Annotated in this window: 16 protein-coding genes; 2 read left to right on the forward strand and 14 right to left on the reverse strand. The window is 46.7% G+C overall.

What is annotated here, in order from left to right; translation table 11 throughout:
- The first annotated feature begins 394 nt into the window (after positions 1–394).
- A complete protein-coding gene (locus tag HMPREF2626_RS04730) occupies positions 395–751 on the forward strand; it encodes a thioesterase family protein (protein WP_067973186.1) in 357 nt (118 codons plus the stop codon).
- A gap of 54 nt (positions 752–805) precedes the next feature.
- On the opposite strand, the gene HMPREF2626_RS04735 is transcribed toward HMPREF2626_RS04730, so the two are convergent.
- From HMPREF2626_RS04735 to HMPREF2626_RS04745, 3 genes are all read right to left on the reverse strand, one after another.
- Positions 806–1,510 carry an O-methyltransferase gene (locus HMPREF2626_RS04735; RefSeq protein ID WP_070618161.1) on the reverse strand — a complete coding sequence of 235 codons (705 nt, stop codon included), beginning with the start codon at positions 1,508–1,510 and terminating at the stop codon, positions 806–808.
- A 76-nt stretch (positions 1,511–1,586) separates the two neighbouring features.
- Positions 1,587–2,933, reverse strand: a complete 1,347-nt coding sequence (locus HMPREF2626_RS04740) for a hemolysin family protein (RefSeq protein ID WP_070618163.1) — start codon at positions 2,931–2,933, stop codon at positions 1,587–1,589.
- 180 nt (positions 2,934–3,113) lie between these two features.
- Positions 3,114–4,934 carry a glycoside hydrolase family 3 protein gene (locus HMPREF2626_RS04745; RefSeq protein WP_070618386.1) on the reverse strand — a complete coding sequence of 607 codons (1,821 nt, stop codon included), beginning with the start codon at positions 4,932–4,934 and terminating at the stop codon, positions 3,114–3,116.
- 276 nt (positions 4,935–5,210) lie between these two features.
- Between HMPREF2626_RS04745 and cbpA the strand changes: the two genes are divergently transcribed.
- Positions 5,211–5,912 (forward strand): cyclic di-AMP binding protein CbpA, encoded by a 702-nt coding sequence (gene cbpA, locus HMPREF2626_RS04750; RefSeq protein WP_246818924.1) that lies wholly within the window; start codon positions 5,211–5,213, stop codon positions 5,910–5,912.
- A gap of 97 nt (positions 5,913–6,009) precedes the next feature.
- On the opposite strand, the gene HMPREF2626_RS04755 is transcribed toward cbpA, so the two are convergent.
- The 11 genes from HMPREF2626_RS04755 to HMPREF2626_RS04805 all read right to left on the reverse strand — a co-directional run bounded on the left by HMPREF2626_RS04755 (position 6,010) and on the right by HMPREF2626_RS04805 (position 17,122).
- Positions 6,010–6,918 (reverse strand): cysteine ABC transporter substrate-binding protein, encoded by a 909-nt coding sequence (locus tag HMPREF2626_RS04755; RefSeq protein WP_070618168.1) that lies wholly within the window; start codon positions 6,916–6,918, stop codon positions 6,010–6,012.
- 14 nt (positions 6,919–6,932) lie between these two features.
- On the reverse strand, positions 6,933–7,682 hold the full coding sequence (locus HMPREF2626_RS04760) for an amino acid ABC transporter ATP-binding protein (protein WP_070618171.1): 750 nt from the start codon (positions 7,680–7,682) through the stop codon (positions 6,933–6,935).
- Positions 7,682–8,368: an amino acid ABC transporter permease gene (locus tag HMPREF2626_RS04765; protein ID WP_070618174.1), complete on the reverse strand. Its 687-nt coding sequence runs from the start codon at positions 8,366–8,368 to the stop codon at positions 7,682–7,684. Before HMPREF2626_RS04765 ends, HMPREF2626_RS04760 begins: the two co-directional genes overlap by 1 nt.
- Positions 8,361–9,008, reverse strand: coding sequence for an amino acid ABC transporter permease (locus HMPREF2626_RS04770; protein WP_070618177.1), 648 nt, complete (start codon positions 9,006–9,008; stop codon positions 8,361–8,363). The genes HMPREF2626_RS04765 and HMPREF2626_RS04770 overlap by 8 nt, the downstream gene beginning before the upstream one ends.
- A 310-nt stretch (positions 9,009–9,318) precedes the next feature.
- A complete protein-coding gene (locus tag HMPREF2626_RS04775) occupies positions 9,319–10,365 on the reverse strand; it encodes an ABC transporter ATP-binding protein (protein ID WP_070618180.1) in 1,047 nt (348 codons plus the stop codon).
- Positions 10,352–11,230 (reverse strand): acyltransferase domain-containing protein, encoded by an 879-nt coding sequence (locus HMPREF2626_RS04780; RefSeq protein ID WP_070618182.1) that lies wholly within the window; start codon positions 11,228–11,230, stop codon positions 10,352–10,354. The genes HMPREF2626_RS04775 and HMPREF2626_RS04780 overlap by 14 nt, the downstream gene beginning before the upstream one ends.
- Positions 11,227–12,072, reverse strand: coding sequence for a carbohydrate ABC transporter permease (locus HMPREF2626_RS04785; protein WP_070618185.1), 846 nt, complete (start codon positions 12,070–12,072; stop codon positions 11,227–11,229). The genes HMPREF2626_RS04780 and HMPREF2626_RS04785 overlap by 4 nt, the downstream gene beginning before the upstream one ends.
- 12 nt (positions 12,073–12,084) lie before the next feature.
- Entirely contained in the window at positions 12,085–12,945 is an 861-nt protein-coding gene (locus tag HMPREF2626_RS04790; RefSeq protein WP_083294349.1) for a carbohydrate ABC transporter permease, read from the reverse strand.
- A 470-nt stretch (positions 12,946–13,415) separates the two neighbouring features.
- On the reverse strand, positions 13,416–14,729 hold the full coding sequence (locus tag HMPREF2626_RS04795; RefSeq protein ID WP_070618190.1) for a sugar ABC transporter substrate-binding protein: 1,314 nt from the start codon (positions 14,727–14,729) through the stop codon (positions 13,416–13,418).
- Between the two features lie 33 nt (positions 14,730–14,762).
- Positions 14,763–16,457: a DUF4091 domain-containing protein gene (locus HMPREF2626_RS04800; RefSeq protein WP_070618193.1), complete on the reverse strand. Its 1,695-nt coding sequence runs from the start codon at positions 16,455–16,457 to the stop codon at positions 14,763–14,765.
- Positions 16,454–17,122 carry an HAD family hydrolase gene (locus tag HMPREF2626_RS04805; protein ID WP_070618196.1) on the reverse strand — a complete coding sequence of 223 codons (669 nt, stop codon included), beginning with the start codon at positions 17,120–17,122 and terminating at the stop codon, positions 16,454–16,456. The genes HMPREF2626_RS04800 and HMPREF2626_RS04805 overlap by 4 nt, the downstream gene beginning before the upstream one ends.
- Positions 17,123–17,136 lie beyond the last annotated feature (14 nt).

A 17,136-nucleotide genomic window follows, 5' to 3' on the forward strand; every position in this document is an offset into this window, starting at 1 on the left:
CTTCTTTGTTCAGTTTTCAAAGGTCTATCTCGTCGCCTCGTCGAAGCGACTTAATTAGTATATCATCTTATCCGAAAACTTGTCAAGAACTTTTTAAAAAAATCGGAAGTTTTTTGAAGATGACCGTTCGCTTCGCCGACGCTATGTAAGCGCTAACTTAACGACTCATTTAGTATATCGAAGTCTTTTGGACTTGTCAACACATTTTTTGAAAATGTTTTTAACTTTTTTCTCACCGCTCTCTCAAGCGGATCTCAAGTATATCTCATTTCAGTTTAAAGGTCAAGCCTTTTTACTAAAATAATTAAGTTGCCTTTAGACTGTGCGCCGACAAGCAACTTTGATATAATAACAAGAGAAGTGTTATATTGTCAAGTCTATCAGGGAGGATTTTATGAAAAAAGTTTTTACAGTGCGTCCAGAGCAAAGTGCCAAACAGGTTGGCTCAGGGGAATTAGAGGTTCTTGCTAGCCCTGTCCTCTTGGCTTATATGGAAAATGTTGCTTCTGAAATTTGTTTGAGTCATTGCCAAGGCAGCGAAACGACCGTTGGCATTGAGGTTGACTTCAAACACTTAGCCCCCTCTGCTGTCGGCAGTGAAATTACCATTGATGCTGATATCAAAAAAATTAAAAAGAATGTTATCAGTTTAGTCATTCAAGCAAGTGACCAAAATGGCCAAACAGTCGGGGAAGCTAAGCACAAACGAGCCATTGTTAACACAGAAAAATTTATGGCCAAATTAAAATAGCAAACTTATCGATAGAAAAGGCGCTGATCTCTTCAATAGATCAGCGCCTTTTGATTAGCCTTCCTTCATATAATTAAAGTGGTCCGTATCTTGGAGCTTCTGCACCATGAGGACCCCATCGCCTAGGGGGAGCAGCGAGGTTTTTAATTCAGGGCGCCCCAGACAGGCTTCTAAGAGACGGTTCAACTTAGCATTCATTCCTCGATTTCGCCGGGGCACTTCTTTGGGGTCCTTAAAGATCGTTCCTCCTTGGAAAATATCGTCAATCATGAGGACACCACCTAGCTTGAGCCGGTCTAAGCAGTAGGGAAAGAATTCATAGTACTTGGACTTGGCAGAATCCATAAAGATAAAGTCATAGTTTTTGGTTAATTGAGGCAAGATCTCCGCAGCTTCTCCCTGGAGAATTTGGATCTGGTTTTCTAGGCCAAGTTTGCCAATATTCTGCTGGGCTTCCTGGATCATCAGATCGTAGCGGTCAATCGTATCTACATGACGGTCGGGATAGCCGTAAGTCATAAGAGAAGCGGAGAAGGCAATAGCTGTACCGATCTCTAAGATTTCTTTTGCCTGGGTCACGCTAAGGAAGAAGTCAAGAAAGACGGCTGTTTCATGGGGGATGATAGGGACCCGGCGTTCATGGGCATCCTCTTCAATGGCCTTGAGCGGAGCCGGAAATTCCGTTTGCCCCTGGCGCATAAAGTCAAGTACCTCTTCCTTGACGATTGCTCGGTCCATCATTTCATTTAACTTGTGCATTCCAATCTTCCTTCCTCAAAAAAAGAGAGTGGGCAAGGCCTGGACACTCAACCTGCCCGCTTGTCCACCTTCTTTATTAGTCATCTTCTTTGTTTTCATCGTCTTGGCTAGCGTCTTCTGCTAGGCGGGTCACTCGGATGCCGCGGATCCGCCCCTCCTCAACAAGTGTAGTTAACAGTTCATAGTTTTCAATTTGTAAATGTTCAGCTGCCCCGTCTTCAGGAAAGTGGCCTAGTTGTTCGATCATATAACCGGCTATGGTATCCGATTCATCCGATTGAATATCCGTTTGGAAAATCTGATTGAACTTGTAAATAGGTAACATGCCGTCGATCGCATAGTTTGACTCATCCAACTGGCGGTATTCACTATTGGCTTCATCATATTCGTCTTCAATTTCACCAACGATTTCTTCCAACAGGTCTTCTAAGGTAACAATCCCTACCACCCCACCGTACTCATCCTTTAAGATCGCCATATGTTGGTGGTCCTTCTTAAATTGCAGCATCAGATCATCGATAAAAATCGTTTCTGGTGCAAAATAGGCCGGTTTGATCACATCTTTAATGCGGACTTGGTCGAAGCCCTTCTTGTGGGCCTGGCGCAAGATATCTTTCACATGGACGATGCCTAGGATATCATCCTTATCATCTGCAAAAACAGGAACACGTGAATATTGGGAACTCAGTGTCTCTTGAACATTAAAAGAATCGGGATCATCAATATCTAACATAAAAGTATCTGTCCGCGGTACCATCACTTCACGAGCCAGCTTGCTATCCAAGGAGAGAACCCCTTGCATCATGCGGAATTCCGTCATATCGATAGCCCCGTCTGTCTGACTGTTCTCAATCAAAGCGCGCATCTCTTCGCGGGTCAAGTGCTCATCCTTCTTAGTGAAGTCAATAGGCACAAGCCGTTTCAATAAATTCGTCGAGGCCGTAAGTAACCAGACAAAAGGTGTAAAGAGGCGCTTCAAGAAAACAATTGCTCCCGAAGCCATCATGCTATATTTCTCGGGGAATTGGATGGCAACTTGTTTAGGAAAAAGTTCACCAAAAACCAAGGAAATATAAGAAAGGACCAGGGTCACCAAGGCTGAAGCTAGAATATCTGCACCTGGCAATTGGCCCAGATAAGGGCGGATATAGCCCACAAAAGTTGTGGCTGCCTGAGCAGAAGAGAAGAAGCCTGCAAAAGTTATTCCCACCTGGATGGTTGATAGAAAGGCATCCGAATCATCAAGCAAGGCTTGAACTCTCTTAGCGGCCTTATTTCCTTGATCAGCTAAACGACCAATCTTTTGGTGGTTGACTGATACAAAAGCCATTTCAGCACCTGCTAAAAAAGCGTTGATCAGCGTCAAAACTAAGATAATTAACAGTTGACTAACAATTGCCGTCTCGGCACCGGGACCTTCCATTTATGACATTACTCCTTTGTTCCATATCTTTAATTTCATTAATGAGAAAATACTCACTATTACTTTCAAGTATAGCTTTTGCCTCCATAAATTGCAAGCACCAGGGCTAAGTTAGGCAGAGCTAAAAAAGAGGAAGCTAATAAGCTCCCTCTCTTTATGCATCGATTTATTGCGCAGGATCTATGCTTTTGTTTTAGCTGGGTTGATACGGTTTTCGTAAACCTCTTTAACATTATAGTAAGTGTCTTCTTTACCACAGAATGAATCCACTGGGTCAACACCCTTGAAGGCTTCTGGCCCTTCTTGTAATTTGTCCATCAAGATTTCTAAGTTGAATGGCTTATCATCGTAAGCATTGATGTAAGTTTGTACTTGAGGCACATCAACAAGGTGGAATGGGTGGTTAACAGATACCATAATGGTTGGAATTTCATTCACATAGAATGGGCTATCTGGTGTCCCCTTAGAAGCTGGCCACGCTACACGTTGAACAGTACCAGCCGCAATCTTAGCTAAGTTAATTACTAAGTCATACTTATCAGTAAGCTTAGCGATTGGTTGTTTTTGAGCGTAAACGTTAGCAACAGCAGCTGAACGTTCTTCCTTAGGTAACTTCATAATTTTATCTTCAGTTGATTCCCAAACTTCAACATTGAAGCCACGTTTTTCCATGATTTCCTTCATGATATCAGCTGGGGATTCTTTTGAAGCGATCAATTGACCGAAGCCGCCCTTAACGCCTTCATTCATTACAAGGAGAACATTCTTGTAACGTTCAGGTGTTACAGGGAAGATATCTTCTTGGTTGTTCTTCACTAAGGTAATGGCTTTATCAGCTACTTCGCGAGCCATTGCTTGGTTTTCTTCAGTGTTGATATGAGCCAAGGCTTCTTCCTTAGGTGCTAATAAGCTCTTAGGATCTTTTTCGTGAAGACCAATTGAAGCTTTCAAGCCAAGGGTACGACGAAGGGCATCTTCTAAACGTTCATCAGTAATTGTTCCGTTTTCATAACCTTCCTTCATCCATTGGAAGTCTTCGTCTGGATCATTAAAGAATAAGAAGAGGTCACAACCAGAAGCAATGGCTGTTGGTAAGATGTCGCGACGTGATAAAGCACCAGTCATCGCTACCATGTGGGAAGCATCTGTGATAACTGCCCCGTTGAAGCCCATCTTGTCTTTGAGTAAGCCAAGGAGGATTTCACGAGAAAGGGTAGCTGGTAACATCGCTTCTGATTCTGAGATGTCAGGGTTAATGGTTTTAGCATAAGATGGTAAGCCAATGTGTCCTGCCATGATAGCGGGTAGACCTGCATCAAAGAGTGAAGAATAAATCTTACCATATGAATTATCCCATTCTTCAGTTGAACAATGGTTGGTTGCGAATGATAAGTGGTGGTCACGTTCGTCATTCCCGTCCCCAGGGAAGTGTTTAGCAGTTGCGATGATGCCTTTTTCAGAGATTCCCTTGAGATAGTTTAGAGAGAAATCAATGACTTTTTGAACATCACTTGACCAGGTACGAACAGAGATAATGGGGTTACGCCAGTTGCTTTGTAAGTCAACGATTGGTGCAAAAGACATGTTACAGCCGATAGCTGCAGCTTCGTCCCCTGCAATCCGTCCCATTTCATAACCATATTTAGGATCGTTAGTAGCGGCTAACTTCACTTCATGTCCAACATAGGTCCCGTCAGTACAAGCACCATCCCCACCTGCTTCTGTATTCGCTGCGATTAAAACAGGAATCTTAGAGTTTTCTTGGAGAATCTTGTTTTGATTGTAGACGGTATCCGCATCAGATTTATTGTAGCGAACCCCTGCGATATGATAAGTATCAAGAACGCTCTTTAAGTAATCTTCTTCTGCGCTAGCCCCCATATTAAAGAATAATTGGCCAATTTTTTCATCAATTGACATGTTTTTGATGGTGTCTTCAACCCATTGAACACCTTTTTCATCTAAATTATAGGGTGCTTTTGTTAAATCGACTTTCTGCATTTTTACTTCTGCCATCGATTGCATCTCTCCTTTCATTAAGTCCACATGATATTATAAAGGCTTATGACCTTTATTTTATTATAGCAAAGTTCTTAGAAAATGTAAGGGGTTAACACTTGGATCAGGGGTCTAAGTCTTAAAAAGCCTTTTTAAAGTCTGTTTTGTGGTACATTTTTGGTTTTTCAATAAGAAAAAGGAGGCTTTAGATTAAATTTTTCTATTCTTAGCTCCAATAAAACTTAAATCCTTCTCATTATCTGAGGGGGTGTGTTATACTTGTATACGGTCAACAGAAAGGATGGTATCCTAGCAATGAATATCTCATCTTTTACCATTCAAAAGAAAGATGTGGTTTATGTTACGGCATCTACAACGATGCGTGATGCCTTGATTATTTTAGAAGATCACCAATTCCGCTGCATTCCCATCCTAGATGACAATGAGAAGATTTTTAGAGGTAATATCTACCGCTCACATCTCTATCAAAGGCTAGCGGAGGGCCAATCACTCGACGAACCGGTCACCCTCCTGCTCAAGAACGCCACCAAATATGTGAGTGTGGACAGTTCCTTCTACCGTGTGCTCTTTAATATCCGTGACTTGCCTTATATCGCAGTTCTCGACCAGGACAACCGCTTTTTCGGCTTGCTCACCCACCATCAATTCGAGCGCATGCTCAGTCATTCTTGGAAGTTAAATGACAGCAGCTATATCTTAACCGTTACGGTTCCTCAAGAATCAAGGGGGACCATGTCCAAGGTGACGAAGATTATTAGCCGGGTCTGCTCGATCAATAGCATGATTACTTTGACCGATCTCGAAGACCCCAGCCTCTGCCACCTGACATTCTTCCTTTCCGATACTTGTTCTTATCCTGAACTTCAAAAAATTGTTGCCCGGCTCAAACGTCGCGGCTTAAGAAATATTGGCCTTGAAGAACCAGATAAACTTTTCGAGTATAAAATGGGAAGCCTATAAGAGGTCTGGCGCCTGCGACAACAGTCGATACTGGCCGCCAGCCAATCCATCAAAAATCCCGCCAGCTTGCTAGCTAGCGGGATTTTTGATTTGTATTTTATTTTTTAGCGTAGTTAAAGGCATCATAGTAAGCTTTGAGGTCATCGGCTTCAAGGACAATCTGCTTAGGATCAACATCCTTGCCATAAACGGGCAGGCAGGTCTTGTCATAAGCCTTGGTGAAGAAGTGGTCTTGACCTAAACGCACAATCAAGTCATCCAAGTAATCTTTTAATTCCTGATTTCCTTTTTGAACAGCTGGGGCAATGGTATCTTCTTGCCCAAGGGATTCAATGCCTACTTTGAAGCCAGGATTTTCATTGGCCCAGGCCAGGACTTCTGTGTTATCCGTGGAGAAGGCGTCACCCCGGCCATCTCTTAGGGCATCATAAGCTTCTTGGTAGGCGTCATACTTGTCGATATTTTTGATATCAGGAGCTTCTTTTTGGAAGTAGTTCTCTGCTGTTGTGCCCTTCACCAGAATTAACTTTTTATCCTTGAGCTGGTTGATATCGGTGACTAGGCCCTTCTCTGGTGAAACGACCCCGATAGCTACCTTCATGTAAGGGAGGGCGAAGTCCACTTGCTCGCGGCGCTCGTCGGTCACTGTGAAGTTGGCCAGGGTGATATCAACTTTCCCGGACTTCAAGAATTCAGCCCGGCTAGCTGCATCCATGGGGACAAACTCTACCTTGTCGGCACTCCCTAAGAGATCTTCCCCAATTTTCTTAGCGAGTTCGATATCATAACCCTGGGGCTGGCCTTTATCATCAACATAGCCAAAGGGCATCTTGTCTGCAAAGACACCGATGCGGATTTTGCCTGAGTCTTTAATCTCCGCGAGACTGCGGGCTGCTGCCTGCTTACCGGCCGTCGCTTCAGGATCTTTGTCTGTTTGCTGGCCAGATTGACAAGCGGTAAGGAATAAAGCTACTAGTGCTAAGAGCGCGAATATTTTTTTCTTCATTTTCTTTTCTCCTTTTATCGGTCAAATGTTAAACGGTCTAAAAATTGCTGGGCACGCCGGGTCGTGGGTGCCTGGAAGAAGGCTTGGGGGTCGTGACTGCTCTCGACAATCTCTCCCCCATCGAAGAAGAGCAATTGGTCAGCCACTGCTTGGGCAAAGGCCATTTCATGGGTCACAATCACCATCGTCAGGCCCTCTTTGGCGAGCTCTAAAACGACATCTAAGACCTCTCGGACCAACTCAGGGTCCAGGGCAGCAGTTATTTCATCCAACAAAAGCGCTTTTGGATGCATCATCAAAGCCCGGACAATCGCTACCCGCTGCTTCTGTCCGCCAGAAAGCTGGCGGGGATAGGCTGCTGCCTTGTCTTCCAGTCCAACCTTGGCTAAGAGCTCACGGGCCTCCGCTTCAGCCTCTAGCCGGTCACGCTGCTGGACCTTGCAGGGAGCCAGGATCAGATTATCAATAACGGATAGATGGGGGAAGAGGTCATAGGATTGAAAGACCATCCCCACCTGTTCTCTCAGCGCCCGGATCTCACTTTCCGACTGGCCCATGGACTGGCCATTAAAGCGGATCTCACCGGCATCGATCACTTCGAGGGCATTGAGACAGCGCAGGAAGGTCGATTTGCCACAGCCTGAAGGGCCAATGATGACCGTTACCTCTCCCCGCTCAACAGCTAAGGAGATGCCCTTGAGCACCTCAGTCTGTCCATCATAGGATTTGTGTAAATTATCAACTTCAATCAATAAGTCTGCCATTAGTGACCTCCTTCTTGCATCTTATTTTCTAAATATTGACTGATCTTTGAGAAAGGATAGCAGGCCGCAAAATATAAGAAAAAGATTGCCCCATAGATCCAGATGGCTCCACCCGGATAATCGAAGCGGTTCATATCAATAATCTGCTTGCCTACTGCAATCACTTCAACCACCCCAACAAGGACTACAATAGCTGTCGTCTTAATCATCCGGGTCATCAGACTCGTGATGGAAGGAAGGAGGCGGCGGATGATCTGCGGCATAATAATATAGCGGTAGACTTGGCTACGACTCAAAGCCAGGGCCAAGCCGCTCTCCGTCTGTTGCCGGGGCAGGGCTTCGATCGCTGACCGCACCAGTTCTGCCAATTCCGCAGTTCCCCAGAAAGTAAAGGCGAGGACTGCCGCTCCCTCAGCAGAGAAATTCAAATTCAAATGCTTAGCTGCTCCGAAATAGACCAAGAAAACTAAGACCAATTGCGGCATCACGCGGACAAATTCGACATAAACCCGCAAGATGGCTTTGATGACCCGGTAGCGGCTCGTCATCAGGACGCCTAAGAAGAGCCCCAGGGCTAAGGAGCAGCCCATGGAAACCAGGGCCAATTTGACCGTCACCCAAAGTCCTTCTAGTAAACGTAGGAAATTATTCCCTTCAAAGAGAATTTCTAGACCTGAATTAGCCATGCTGGAGCCTCCTTTCTAGGGCATGTCCCAGAAGCGAGAGCGGCAAGAGCAAGGCGGTGTAGGCCAGAACCAGGAGTAGGAGGGCCTCATCTGTCTTGTAATAGAGACCAATATGTTCCTTGGCCACATACATAAGATCCGCCAGAGCCACAATACTGAACATGGAGGTTTCCTTAATCAGAAAGACCACATTCGTCATAAGGGCCGGTACCGAAGTCGCCAAGGCTTGGGGCAAAACGACATAGCGGAAGGTTTGCTGGCGAGTCAAGGCCAGGCTGTAGGCTCCTTCCAACTGACTCTCAGGAACCGCCTCGAGGCCTGAGCGAAAAGCTTCAGCCATGTAAGAAGATCCCAAGAAGGTTAAGCCGACAATTGCACAGACAGAAGATGGCCAGACCACACCGAGTTTGGGTAAGGCATAATACAAAAAGAACAGCTGGATGACCAAGGGGGTATTCCGGGACAGTTCGATATAAATTTGGACGAGGTAGCTTAGGACAGGCAGGCGCCAATAGCGGACCAAAGCACAAGCTAGGCCACAAATCAGCGACAGGACAACACCCAGTCCACCCAGGGCAAAAGTAAGCCCTGCTGCTTTGAGGTATTCCGGTAAGACCGCCCCTATGAATTCCCAATCCATTCCCTCACTCCTTTCAATCACTTATTTTTTACAAGCTAAATCATAGCCGGTCCCCCCAGCTCCTGTCAATTCCAAGTCAAAGACGGTCTGGCCTATTAGGCAAAGCAAAAATAGCCTAAAAGCTTACTATTCTTGCATTTTTTAGCTAGCTGATAGGAAGAGCCGATAACCAACGATATGGAAAAGATAAAACTTAAGCCAAAAATATAAACAAATAAGAACAAAATAAATACAAAAAAACTATCTCAGAACTACTTAAATTGACGAGTTCTGAGATAGTTTTACTCTAGAGAGATCTGTGCCCCTTTAGTTAAAGTAAGGCTTCCTTAGTCTGCGGATCGAAATAAGATAAGGCCCTCGGATCTTTAATCTGTAAGGAATAGGCTTGGCCAACTTCCAATGGGGCTTGGCTGTCTGTCTTCACGCAAAGCCGACCCTCTTCCCCTTCCAGATAGAGATAGCGCTCGCTACCTAGGTTCTCGACCAAAGTCAAGCGATGACTTGCTCCCGCCACGACTTCAAGATTCTCAGGCCGGACGCCCAAAAGACAAGTCTCCTGGCTTAATTGGCCAGGTGTCGTATACGCCTGCCCCCATAAATTTAAGACCTGGTCATCCAAGACAGTCGGAAATATATTCATCTGTGGCGAGCCTAGGAATTCGGCGACAAAGCAATTGGCAGGAGCTTGGTAGAGCTCGTCCGGACGGCCCAACTGTTGGATGCGACCATCACGCATAACGACAATGCGGTCCCCCATGGTCATGGCTTCCGTCTGGTCGTGGGTCACATAAAGCATGGTCGCTCCCAGTTCCTGTTGGATGCGCGAAATCTCATAGCGCATCTGCACCCTCAGCTTAGCATCCAAGTTGGATAAGGGCTCATCCAGCAAGAAGACATTAGGTTCTCTCACAATCGCGCGTCCCAAGGCTACCCGCTGCCTTTGCCCACCCGACAACTGGCTGGGCTTGCGGTCCAGCAAGTCGGCCAAGTCCAATTTTTGGGCCACTTCTTCAACCCGGCGGTCAATTACTGCAGGCTTTTCCTTTCTTAATTTCAAAGAAAAGCCAAGGTTCTGACGCACATTGAGATGGGGGTAGAGGGCATAATTCTGGAAGACCATGGCCACATTCCGGTCTTTAGGGTCGATGTCGTTGACAACCTGCCCATCGATCAAGATCTCCCCTTCAGACAAGCTTTCTAACCCAGCTAAAAGCCGCATCAAAGTCGACTTGCCACAACCCGATGGCCCCACCAAAACGAGGAGTTCACCGTCATTAATCTTAAGGTTAAAGTCTCGGACGGCGGCTTGCCCTTCAGCATAGCGCTTAGTGACCCCTTTAAATTCAATACTTGCCATTTCTTTCCTCCTTAATCATGGGGCGGTAAGCAAGACCTGCCCCTAAAATATCTGCTCCTGACCGAGCTAGCCCCTGCAAACGCGAGCCTTGGTAGACAGTGGGTGCTTGGTCTAAAATGCGAGCCCTTGCCATATCCGGCCAATCCGTACTTGCCAGCAGGTGAAAGAAGGAAGCAAACTGGCGAATACGGCTTCCTTCACCGAGCACTTGCCATAAGCCTGGGTACAAGAGCCAGGAAAAACAACTAAAAGCTTGATAGGCTTCACCAGGGAAATGCTGGCTAAAAAAAGCTTCTGCCTGGTCAAAGGAGGCCTGGCAATTGGCCAAGCTGAGCTCACTCCCCTCCATGATATGAACCGCTAATAAGGGGGTTCCCTCTGGCCAAAAAGCCAAGTCCTCTTCTGGCAGGTGGTAGTAGTCTGGGGCATTCATCCAGTGAGTCCGCTCAAATTGCAAAGTCCCTAACTTGAAGATTTTTAAATCAAAAATGCGCAGCAACCACTGGCCATCATCTGCAGTCAACCCTAAAGTCCCATGGGCTTCATAATAGAGGCGCTCACGCAAGTACAAATCGTCCAAACTAGCTTGTAAAATACCCAAGGGAAGCCCCTGGGACTTGTAGCGTTCAGCAGCTTGGGGAAGTAAGAGAAAGAGACTGGCTAAGCGCTGGCTCGGCTTTAAGCGCTGGATCATAGCTAGCCGCTGGTCACCAACTTCGGGCCAAGTATCTGCTAAAACATCCTGAGCCCTCTGCCAATCTTTTGCCCCTAGCTGACTCACTAGGTCCTTCCAAAGGCTAAAATGCGGCTGGCCTGCATCCAATAAGGCAAGAATTTCTTCATCACTAGGCATCATTTCACTCATCCTTTCACTGCTCCTGCCATTAAACCCGAAATTAAATGCCGTCTAAATACCAAAGCCAGGAGGGCAGGTGGCACAATCGCAAAGACACCTGCTGTTGCAACGAGACCATAATGAATGGAATCACGGGTCATAAACTCCGACATCACCAGCGTCATCAGCTTGGTCTCCTGGGAACTGGTTAAAATCATAGGAATTTGATACTGGCTCCAAGACATCAGGACCAGCATCAGAAAAGCTGTAATTAAAATAGGTTTAGCATTGGGCAATATCACCTTAGTAAAGGCCTGCCATTCCGTACAACCATCCGTTCGAGCTGCTTCCCAGAGTTCTTTAGGGATAGCCCTAAAATAAGACTGGACCATCCAAGTCGTCACCGGCAAGAAGGCGGAAACATAGACAATGGCTACCCAAAAGCTCTGGTCCAACCAGCCCCTCTCCGCAAACATAGCATAGAGGGGGATAATCGTGGTAAAAACCGGAATCACAATGGTGAAGAGCAAGAAATACAGGACAAACTTCCGCCCTCTAAAGTCCTGGCGCACAAAAACATAGGCAGAAGCTACCGCTATCGGCAAGGCCAGAATAACAGTCACCAAGGCCATATTCAAAGAATTCCCCAAGCCCCGCATCACAGTTTCATGGGCTGAGCTATGGGGATCGAGAACTAGCTGGTAATTGCTGAAGTCAATCTGACTCGGCAACAAGTGGGGCGTCGCTGCTAGCACTTCCTTTTCCGGTGTCAGGGTCAAAATCACTGTCCAGAGCAGGGGGCCCAGGCTAAAGATCAAAAATATTCCTACCATGAGCCAATAGAGCATACGGCTCGACCGACGTTCTTTCATTCCTACTACCTCCTATATCTTTTCTGCCATTTTACGAATATAAACAAAGGCTAAGATGCCCGATAGAATCGTAATCACATAAGTAATCGCAGAGCCAAAACCAAAGTTCAAGAATGAAAAGGTGTTCATGTAATTATAAACTAAGAGGGTTTGGGTCTCGTAGCGATAACCAGCTAGGGCTACAATTTCATCAAAGACGTTTAAGGCCGCCATGGTCATTTGGATCAAGGCCAGACCAATGGAGGGCCAAATAAGAGGCAGGGTGACCATGCGGAAATCCTGCCAGGCTGTGGACCCGTCCACTCGGGCTGCCTCATAGAGCTCGCGGGGGATAGTCTGCAAGTTAGCCAAGATAAGCAAGGCACAGAAAGGGATCACCCGCCAAGCCACAACCAAGGCAGCAATCATCATGAGCATCCAGCGATTGGCCGTCCAAGCAATGGGTTGGTCAATCAGTTGCAAGTTTATCAATAGCTTGTTTAAAAAACCGTAGCCTGGATAAAAGATAAAATTCCATATAATCCCATTAACAATTGGGGGTAGAGCCCAAGGGATAATCGCAATCGCCGTCAATACTGGCGTTATCACATGTCGGCGGTTGAGCATCAGGGCAATGGCTAAGCTCATGATCAAACCAATAACCAGGACAAAAATTAAAACCAGCAAGGAATTGATGAGAGCCTGGTAAAAGTCCGAAGACTGTAAAACGGTCAGGTAATTCTCTAAGCCCACAAAACGCACATTACCGGGCTCAGTTAATTTTAAGCGGTAGAAACTATAGACCAAGGTCCGGCAAATGGGGTAGACCACAAAGACCAGCATGATCACGAGCATGGGGCTCAGTAGCAACCAAGGTTTGAAGCGTTTAAACATCATAGACCTCCTTCAAAGCTTAACAAAAAAGAGGCTGGTTCGATTGTCCAGCCTCCGACAAAGCAGATTCATTAGATTCTTTCCCAAATCGTATTGGCGAGCATCCGTTTCGCTTTTGAATTTGGCCCTTGAAGAGCTATGGCATCGGTTCGGGCCAAGGCCCCTCACCTAGCGAGCTTCAAACGGCTAGTACGGCCCCAAAAGCAAGTCCTACTAGCCGTAATTCACATCTAGTCGGGTTCGGCCTAGCAGAAATAGCTCCTCTTCACAAAGATCCACCGAAGACTTACAGTCTTCTCTTGCTCTTTGCTCCAGAGGTCTATTTCTCCCGCTAGTCCTCGCACCCTTGGCTTGCTTTTTCATGACTAAGGGCCAACTTCAAAGCTCCACTCCTGCTCAAAACAAGCTGATATAAAAATGATTCTTTAATAAATCGCTAGTTACCAACACTAAAAGTAGAAAATTCCTAATTAGGCATTTGTCTCGACGATGGCGTTTACTTTTTCTGTCATTTGGTCAGCGGCTTCTTCTGGTGTTAACTTCCCGTTAGCCATTTCGCTAATGGTATTGAAGATTTCTGTACTCATTTCTGTATAGTATTTAGGCACGCCGTTAGGGAAAGGTGAGCCGACCATATCAGCAAGCTGCAACATTTCCTCTGATTCACGGATTTGCCCGTCTGATACGACCGCTTGTAAGGCAGACTTGCGAGTAGGCAGGATTTCAACTTCTTTAAAGAGTTCTTTTTGGGTTTCCTCAGAAGTGTACCAGTCGACGAATTTTTTCGCAGCTTCAGGATTTTCGCTATATGGGGAGACACCAACTGCTTCAACAAAGGAAACGGTCCGGTTTGATGGGCCATCCTTACCAGGAAGGGGCACTACCTCTACCTCTCCTTGGACAGCTGAGTCTTTCTCCGAATCCACGCGAATGGCATAGAAGGAAGGCGCAACCGCATAAGAGGCTTCCCCCTTCTTGATGAGGTCATACTTGCCTTCATTGGTCGTCCGATAGGCAGGGTCCACTAATTCTTTTTGGTTGAGCTCATCCATGATCTTCAAGGTTTCCAAGGCATTATCCCGGTTGAGAGTATTGTCCTTATTGAAGACTTCGCCTGTCAGCGCATAATTAATAGTCAAGAAAGAAGTGGTTGTATTCTCGTCTGCAGCCATGGGAAGAGCCACCGGATATTTAACCACTCCTTGGTCCTTAATCTGCTCAGCTGCTTGGACCACATCCTGCCAGGTCTGAGGCGCCTGGTCTAGGCCGGCTTGGTTAAATTGTTTCTGGTTCATGTAAGACATCCGGTACTCGTTGGAATAAGGGATGGCATAGTAGTCGGTCCCTACTTGGAAGGTCTTCAGTGAAGGGATATCTTTGACGGTCGCTTCATCAACTTCCAGGGGAGCCAACCAACCGGCTTCTTTGAATTCTCCTACCCAGGACCAGTCCACTTCGAAGACATCGGCTGCGGCCTTCTTCCCTACAGCAGCGGTTGAAATCTTATCGCGGATATCATCCCAAGAAGTTGGCATAACATTAACCTTAATGCCTGTCTCATTTTCAAAGTCTTTGAGCATCTCGTCACTCGGTTGGCCGTATTCTGGAATCATAAAAGAAATTTCTTGTTTTTCGCCGTTTCCAGCTGCTTCTTCGCTCTGGGGATCGGTATTATCCTGGGCACTCGACGATTCTTCCCCGATCCCCATGCCCGCATTGGAACAGCCAGCCAAGAAGGCCAGGAGTAGAGACGTTGAGGCTAAGTATTTAAAAGGTTTTTTCATGGTTTTTCCTCCATCTAATTATTAGGACTCGTTTTATTTCTTCTCTAACAAGGCGAGGCAGTCCCGCTTGATCGTCTGTAATAAAGCAAAGTCATCTTGGTAATGTGTATCAATCGTATCCTTCTCTGAATCATAGGTCATTTGACGAATATCCCCCGTCAAGCGCTGGACCTGGGCTTGTACCTGGTCTTCTCCGACCTCAGCCTCAATGGCCTTAAAGAAGCGATAATCTTGCAAGCCAAAAACCAGCTGTTTCCAACGCAAACTAAATTCAGGCTTGCCGTTAGCGCCAGGATAAACAAAGAACATATCACCGGCTGCCCACTTGTAGGTCTTATAGCGGATATCGCGGTTGGGATTGGCAGTCCACAAGCAATAATTCCAACGCAAGAAACCCTTCACCCCGAAAGCATAGGTCAGATAGCCGACCAAACGTGATTCCATTAAGGGACTGCGGACAAAGACATTCAAATTTTGAGGGAAGCAGCAGGAATACCAAGTCATCTCTGCCCGCTTCTGCCAAATTTGTGAATCTGGATCATCCAGCTTATCAATCAGAATTGAAGAGATGGCTGAGTTACTTTCAAAGTTTCCTTGGTAAGCCTCTAAGAAATCGCTATGTAGGCAGGCATGCTTGAAGCTGATGGCTTCCTTACTGGCTGAAGAGAGAAAGTCTTCAAATTTCGCAAAGCGGTCGGGATCATTAGGTTCGTCTGAAATCACCTTCACCCGGTCCCAGAGACCACGGTCTTGCATGTGGTCAAAGACGAGTCCCAGATAGGTTTTTAACTCGGCCTTGGTGCGCAGGTAGCTCACTGTCCCCTGGTCTTCGTCATAGACTTGGACACGGATTGGGTCCTCATAATCGACAAGGGGATTGCCGAAAGCATAGGCATCCCAATTCCCTAGGAGGCCAAAGAGGTTGATTTCTTCTGCCATCCCATAGCTCAAGCAGAGGTCCAGATAGCGGTCGAGCGCGGTGAAGTCAGCCACTAATTCCCCCTCACGGCGACTGAGGCCAACAATCTTATATTCAAAGAGGCTGCTAGGATTATCGCTCACCTGGTAGCAAGCCTGGCCAGCCCAGGCATAGTCAGAAATCACCAAGTCACAAACTTTCTGGCCCGCTTCCGCAAGTGGTTGGATATAGTTTTCAATCAGTTTAAAGTGGTCATCGGACCAGAGCGGCACTTCATAATAGCGAGCAAGGGCCGTCAAATGTTGCCAGAGATCAAGGAAGAAGGGCTGGTCTTCGGGATAGGCATAGTCAGCCACTTCAACGATGAGAGAGGTCTGACTCACCAAGTCTTCATCTTCGAAGCCCTTCCGATAATAAAGCTTGGCTTGAACTTCATGCTTGCCGGGACGTGTCCCCTTCAAGTCCACCCAGAGGCAGTGGGTCCCCCGGTCTAAGAAGGCCGCTTCCCGGTGGAGGATACGGTCCTTCTTGTATTGCTGGTCATCATCAAGGACTGCCCCTTCAAAACTCAGCCGCCCTTCCAAGCCTTCCGGTAAAACCAAGGCTAGGCGGTAAGAGCCAGTTAAACCATTCCAAGGCAGGCTGGTATCCCTATTCAAATTGACCCAGGATTTCTGGTCCAGGTCGAGGGCTAACTGCGCCCCACCCTGCTCATCCTGGAGAAAAAAAAGATCCTCGAGCCTCTCTTCATCTGCCATCGATTGGTTGCCAAACTGGCGAATCGTCGGTTGCAAAAATTTTAAAGTCATAAAGACCTCCATTCTTCATCCATCAAGTAAGGAATAACTTCATCAATCTGATCCAAGCACAGGCAGGCCTGGTCTCTCATCTGGGGACTGGCCGGCAATAAATCGGGAATAAGCACCGTATCGAGGCCAGCTGCTCGGGCTGACAGGAAGCCTGATTCAGAATCTTCAAAAACCAAAGCGGCTTCCCTAGCTATCCCTGCCCGCTTCAGAGCTTCTTCATAGACATCCGGATAGGGCTTAGAGCGCTCAATATCTTCCCCGCATACATAGGCTTCAAAATAGGGCTGGATACCTGTCGTTTCCGTCATCGTCAGCACATTATAGCGGGTCGAAGCGGAGGTGATATAAGAGACATAGCCCTGATCTTTGGCGAAGGCTAGCAATTTTTCAACGCCAGGTTTTAGCTGCAAGCGTCCTGCCGCAACGCCCTCTCTGAAAGTTGCCAGAGCCTGGTCAAAAATTTCCTGCCCCTGGCTCGGGCCAGCTAAGTCTTGCAGGCGGCTCAGGGTATAGCGCCAGCCCCGGCCCGCATAAGCCGCATGGTCTTCCTTAGAATAAGGATAACCATGGGCTAGGAGAGCGGCCTGCCGAGTTTCAAAATATAGGGCCTCCGTATCAATCAAGAGCCCATCCATATCAAAGAATAAGTGTGTCTTTTGCGTCAATAGCTTCTTTCCTT

Origin of the sequence: Aerococcus sp. HMSC062A02 (genome assembly GCF_001809535.1) — a bacterium.
Lineage (GTDB): Bacteria > Bacillota > Bacilli > Lactobacillales > Aerococcaceae > Aerococcus.

Excerpts from the sequence above, each read along its gene's own strand:
- HMPREF2626_RS04785 (WP_070618185.1), bottom strand. The coding sequence starts at position 12,072 with ATGAAAGAACGTCGGTCGAGCCGTATGCTCTATTGGCTCATGGTAGGA.
- HMPREF2626_RS04775 (WP_070618180.1), bottom strand. The coding sequence starts at position 10,365 with ATGGCAAGTATTGAATTTAAAGGGGTCACTAAGCGCTATGCTGAAGGG.
- HMPREF2626_RS04735 (WP_070618161.1), bottom strand. The coding sequence starts at position 1,510 with ATGCACAAGTTAAATGAAATGATGGACCGAGCAATCGTCAAGGAAGAG.
- HMPREF2626_RS04760 (WP_070618171.1), bottom strand. The coding sequence starts at position 7,682 with ATGGCAGACTTATTGATTGAAGTTGATAATTTACACAAATCCTATGAT.
- HMPREF2626_RS04790 (WP_083294349.1), bottom strand. The coding sequence starts at position 12,945 with ATGTTTAAACGCTTCAAACCTTGGTTGCTACTGAGCCCCATGCTCGTG.
- HMPREF2626_RS04780 (WP_070618182.1), bottom strand. The coding sequence starts at position 11,230 with ATGAGTGAAATGATGCCTAGTGATGAAGAAATTCTTGCCTTATTGGAT.
- HMPREF2626_RS04745 (WP_070618386.1), bottom strand. The coding sequence starts at position 4,934 with ATGCAGAAAGTCGATTTAACAAAAGCACCCTATAATTTAGATGAAAAA.
- HMPREF2626_RS04770 (WP_070618177.1), bottom strand. The coding sequence starts at position 9,008 with ATGGATTGGGAATTCATAGGGGCGGTCTTACCGGAATACCTCAAAGCA.
- HMPREF2626_RS04755 (WP_070618168.1), bottom strand. The coding sequence starts at position 6,918 with ATGAAGAAAAAAATATTCGCGCTCTTAGCACTAGTAGCTTTATTCCTT.
- HMPREF2626_RS04740 (WP_070618163.1), bottom strand. The coding sequence starts at position 2,933 with ATGGAAGGTCCCGGTGCCGAGACGGCAATTGTTAGTCAACTGTTAATT.
- HMPREF2626_RS04765 (WP_070618174.1), bottom strand. The coding sequence starts at position 8,368 with ATGGCTAATTCAGGTCTAGAAATTCTCTTTGAAGGGAATAATTTCCTA.
- HMPREF2626_RS04800 (WP_070618193.1), bottom strand. The coding sequence starts at position 16,457 with ATGACTTTAAAATTTTTGCAACCGACGATTCGCCAGTTTGGCAACCAA.
- HMPREF2626_RS04730 (WP_067973186.1), top strand. The coding sequence starts at position 395 with ATGAAAAAAGTTTTTACAGTGCGTCCAGAGCAAAGTGCCAAACAGGTT.
- HMPREF2626_RS04795 (WP_070618190.1), bottom strand. The coding sequence starts at position 14,729 with ATGAAAAAACCTTTTAAATACTTAGCCTCAACGTCTCTACTCCTGGCC.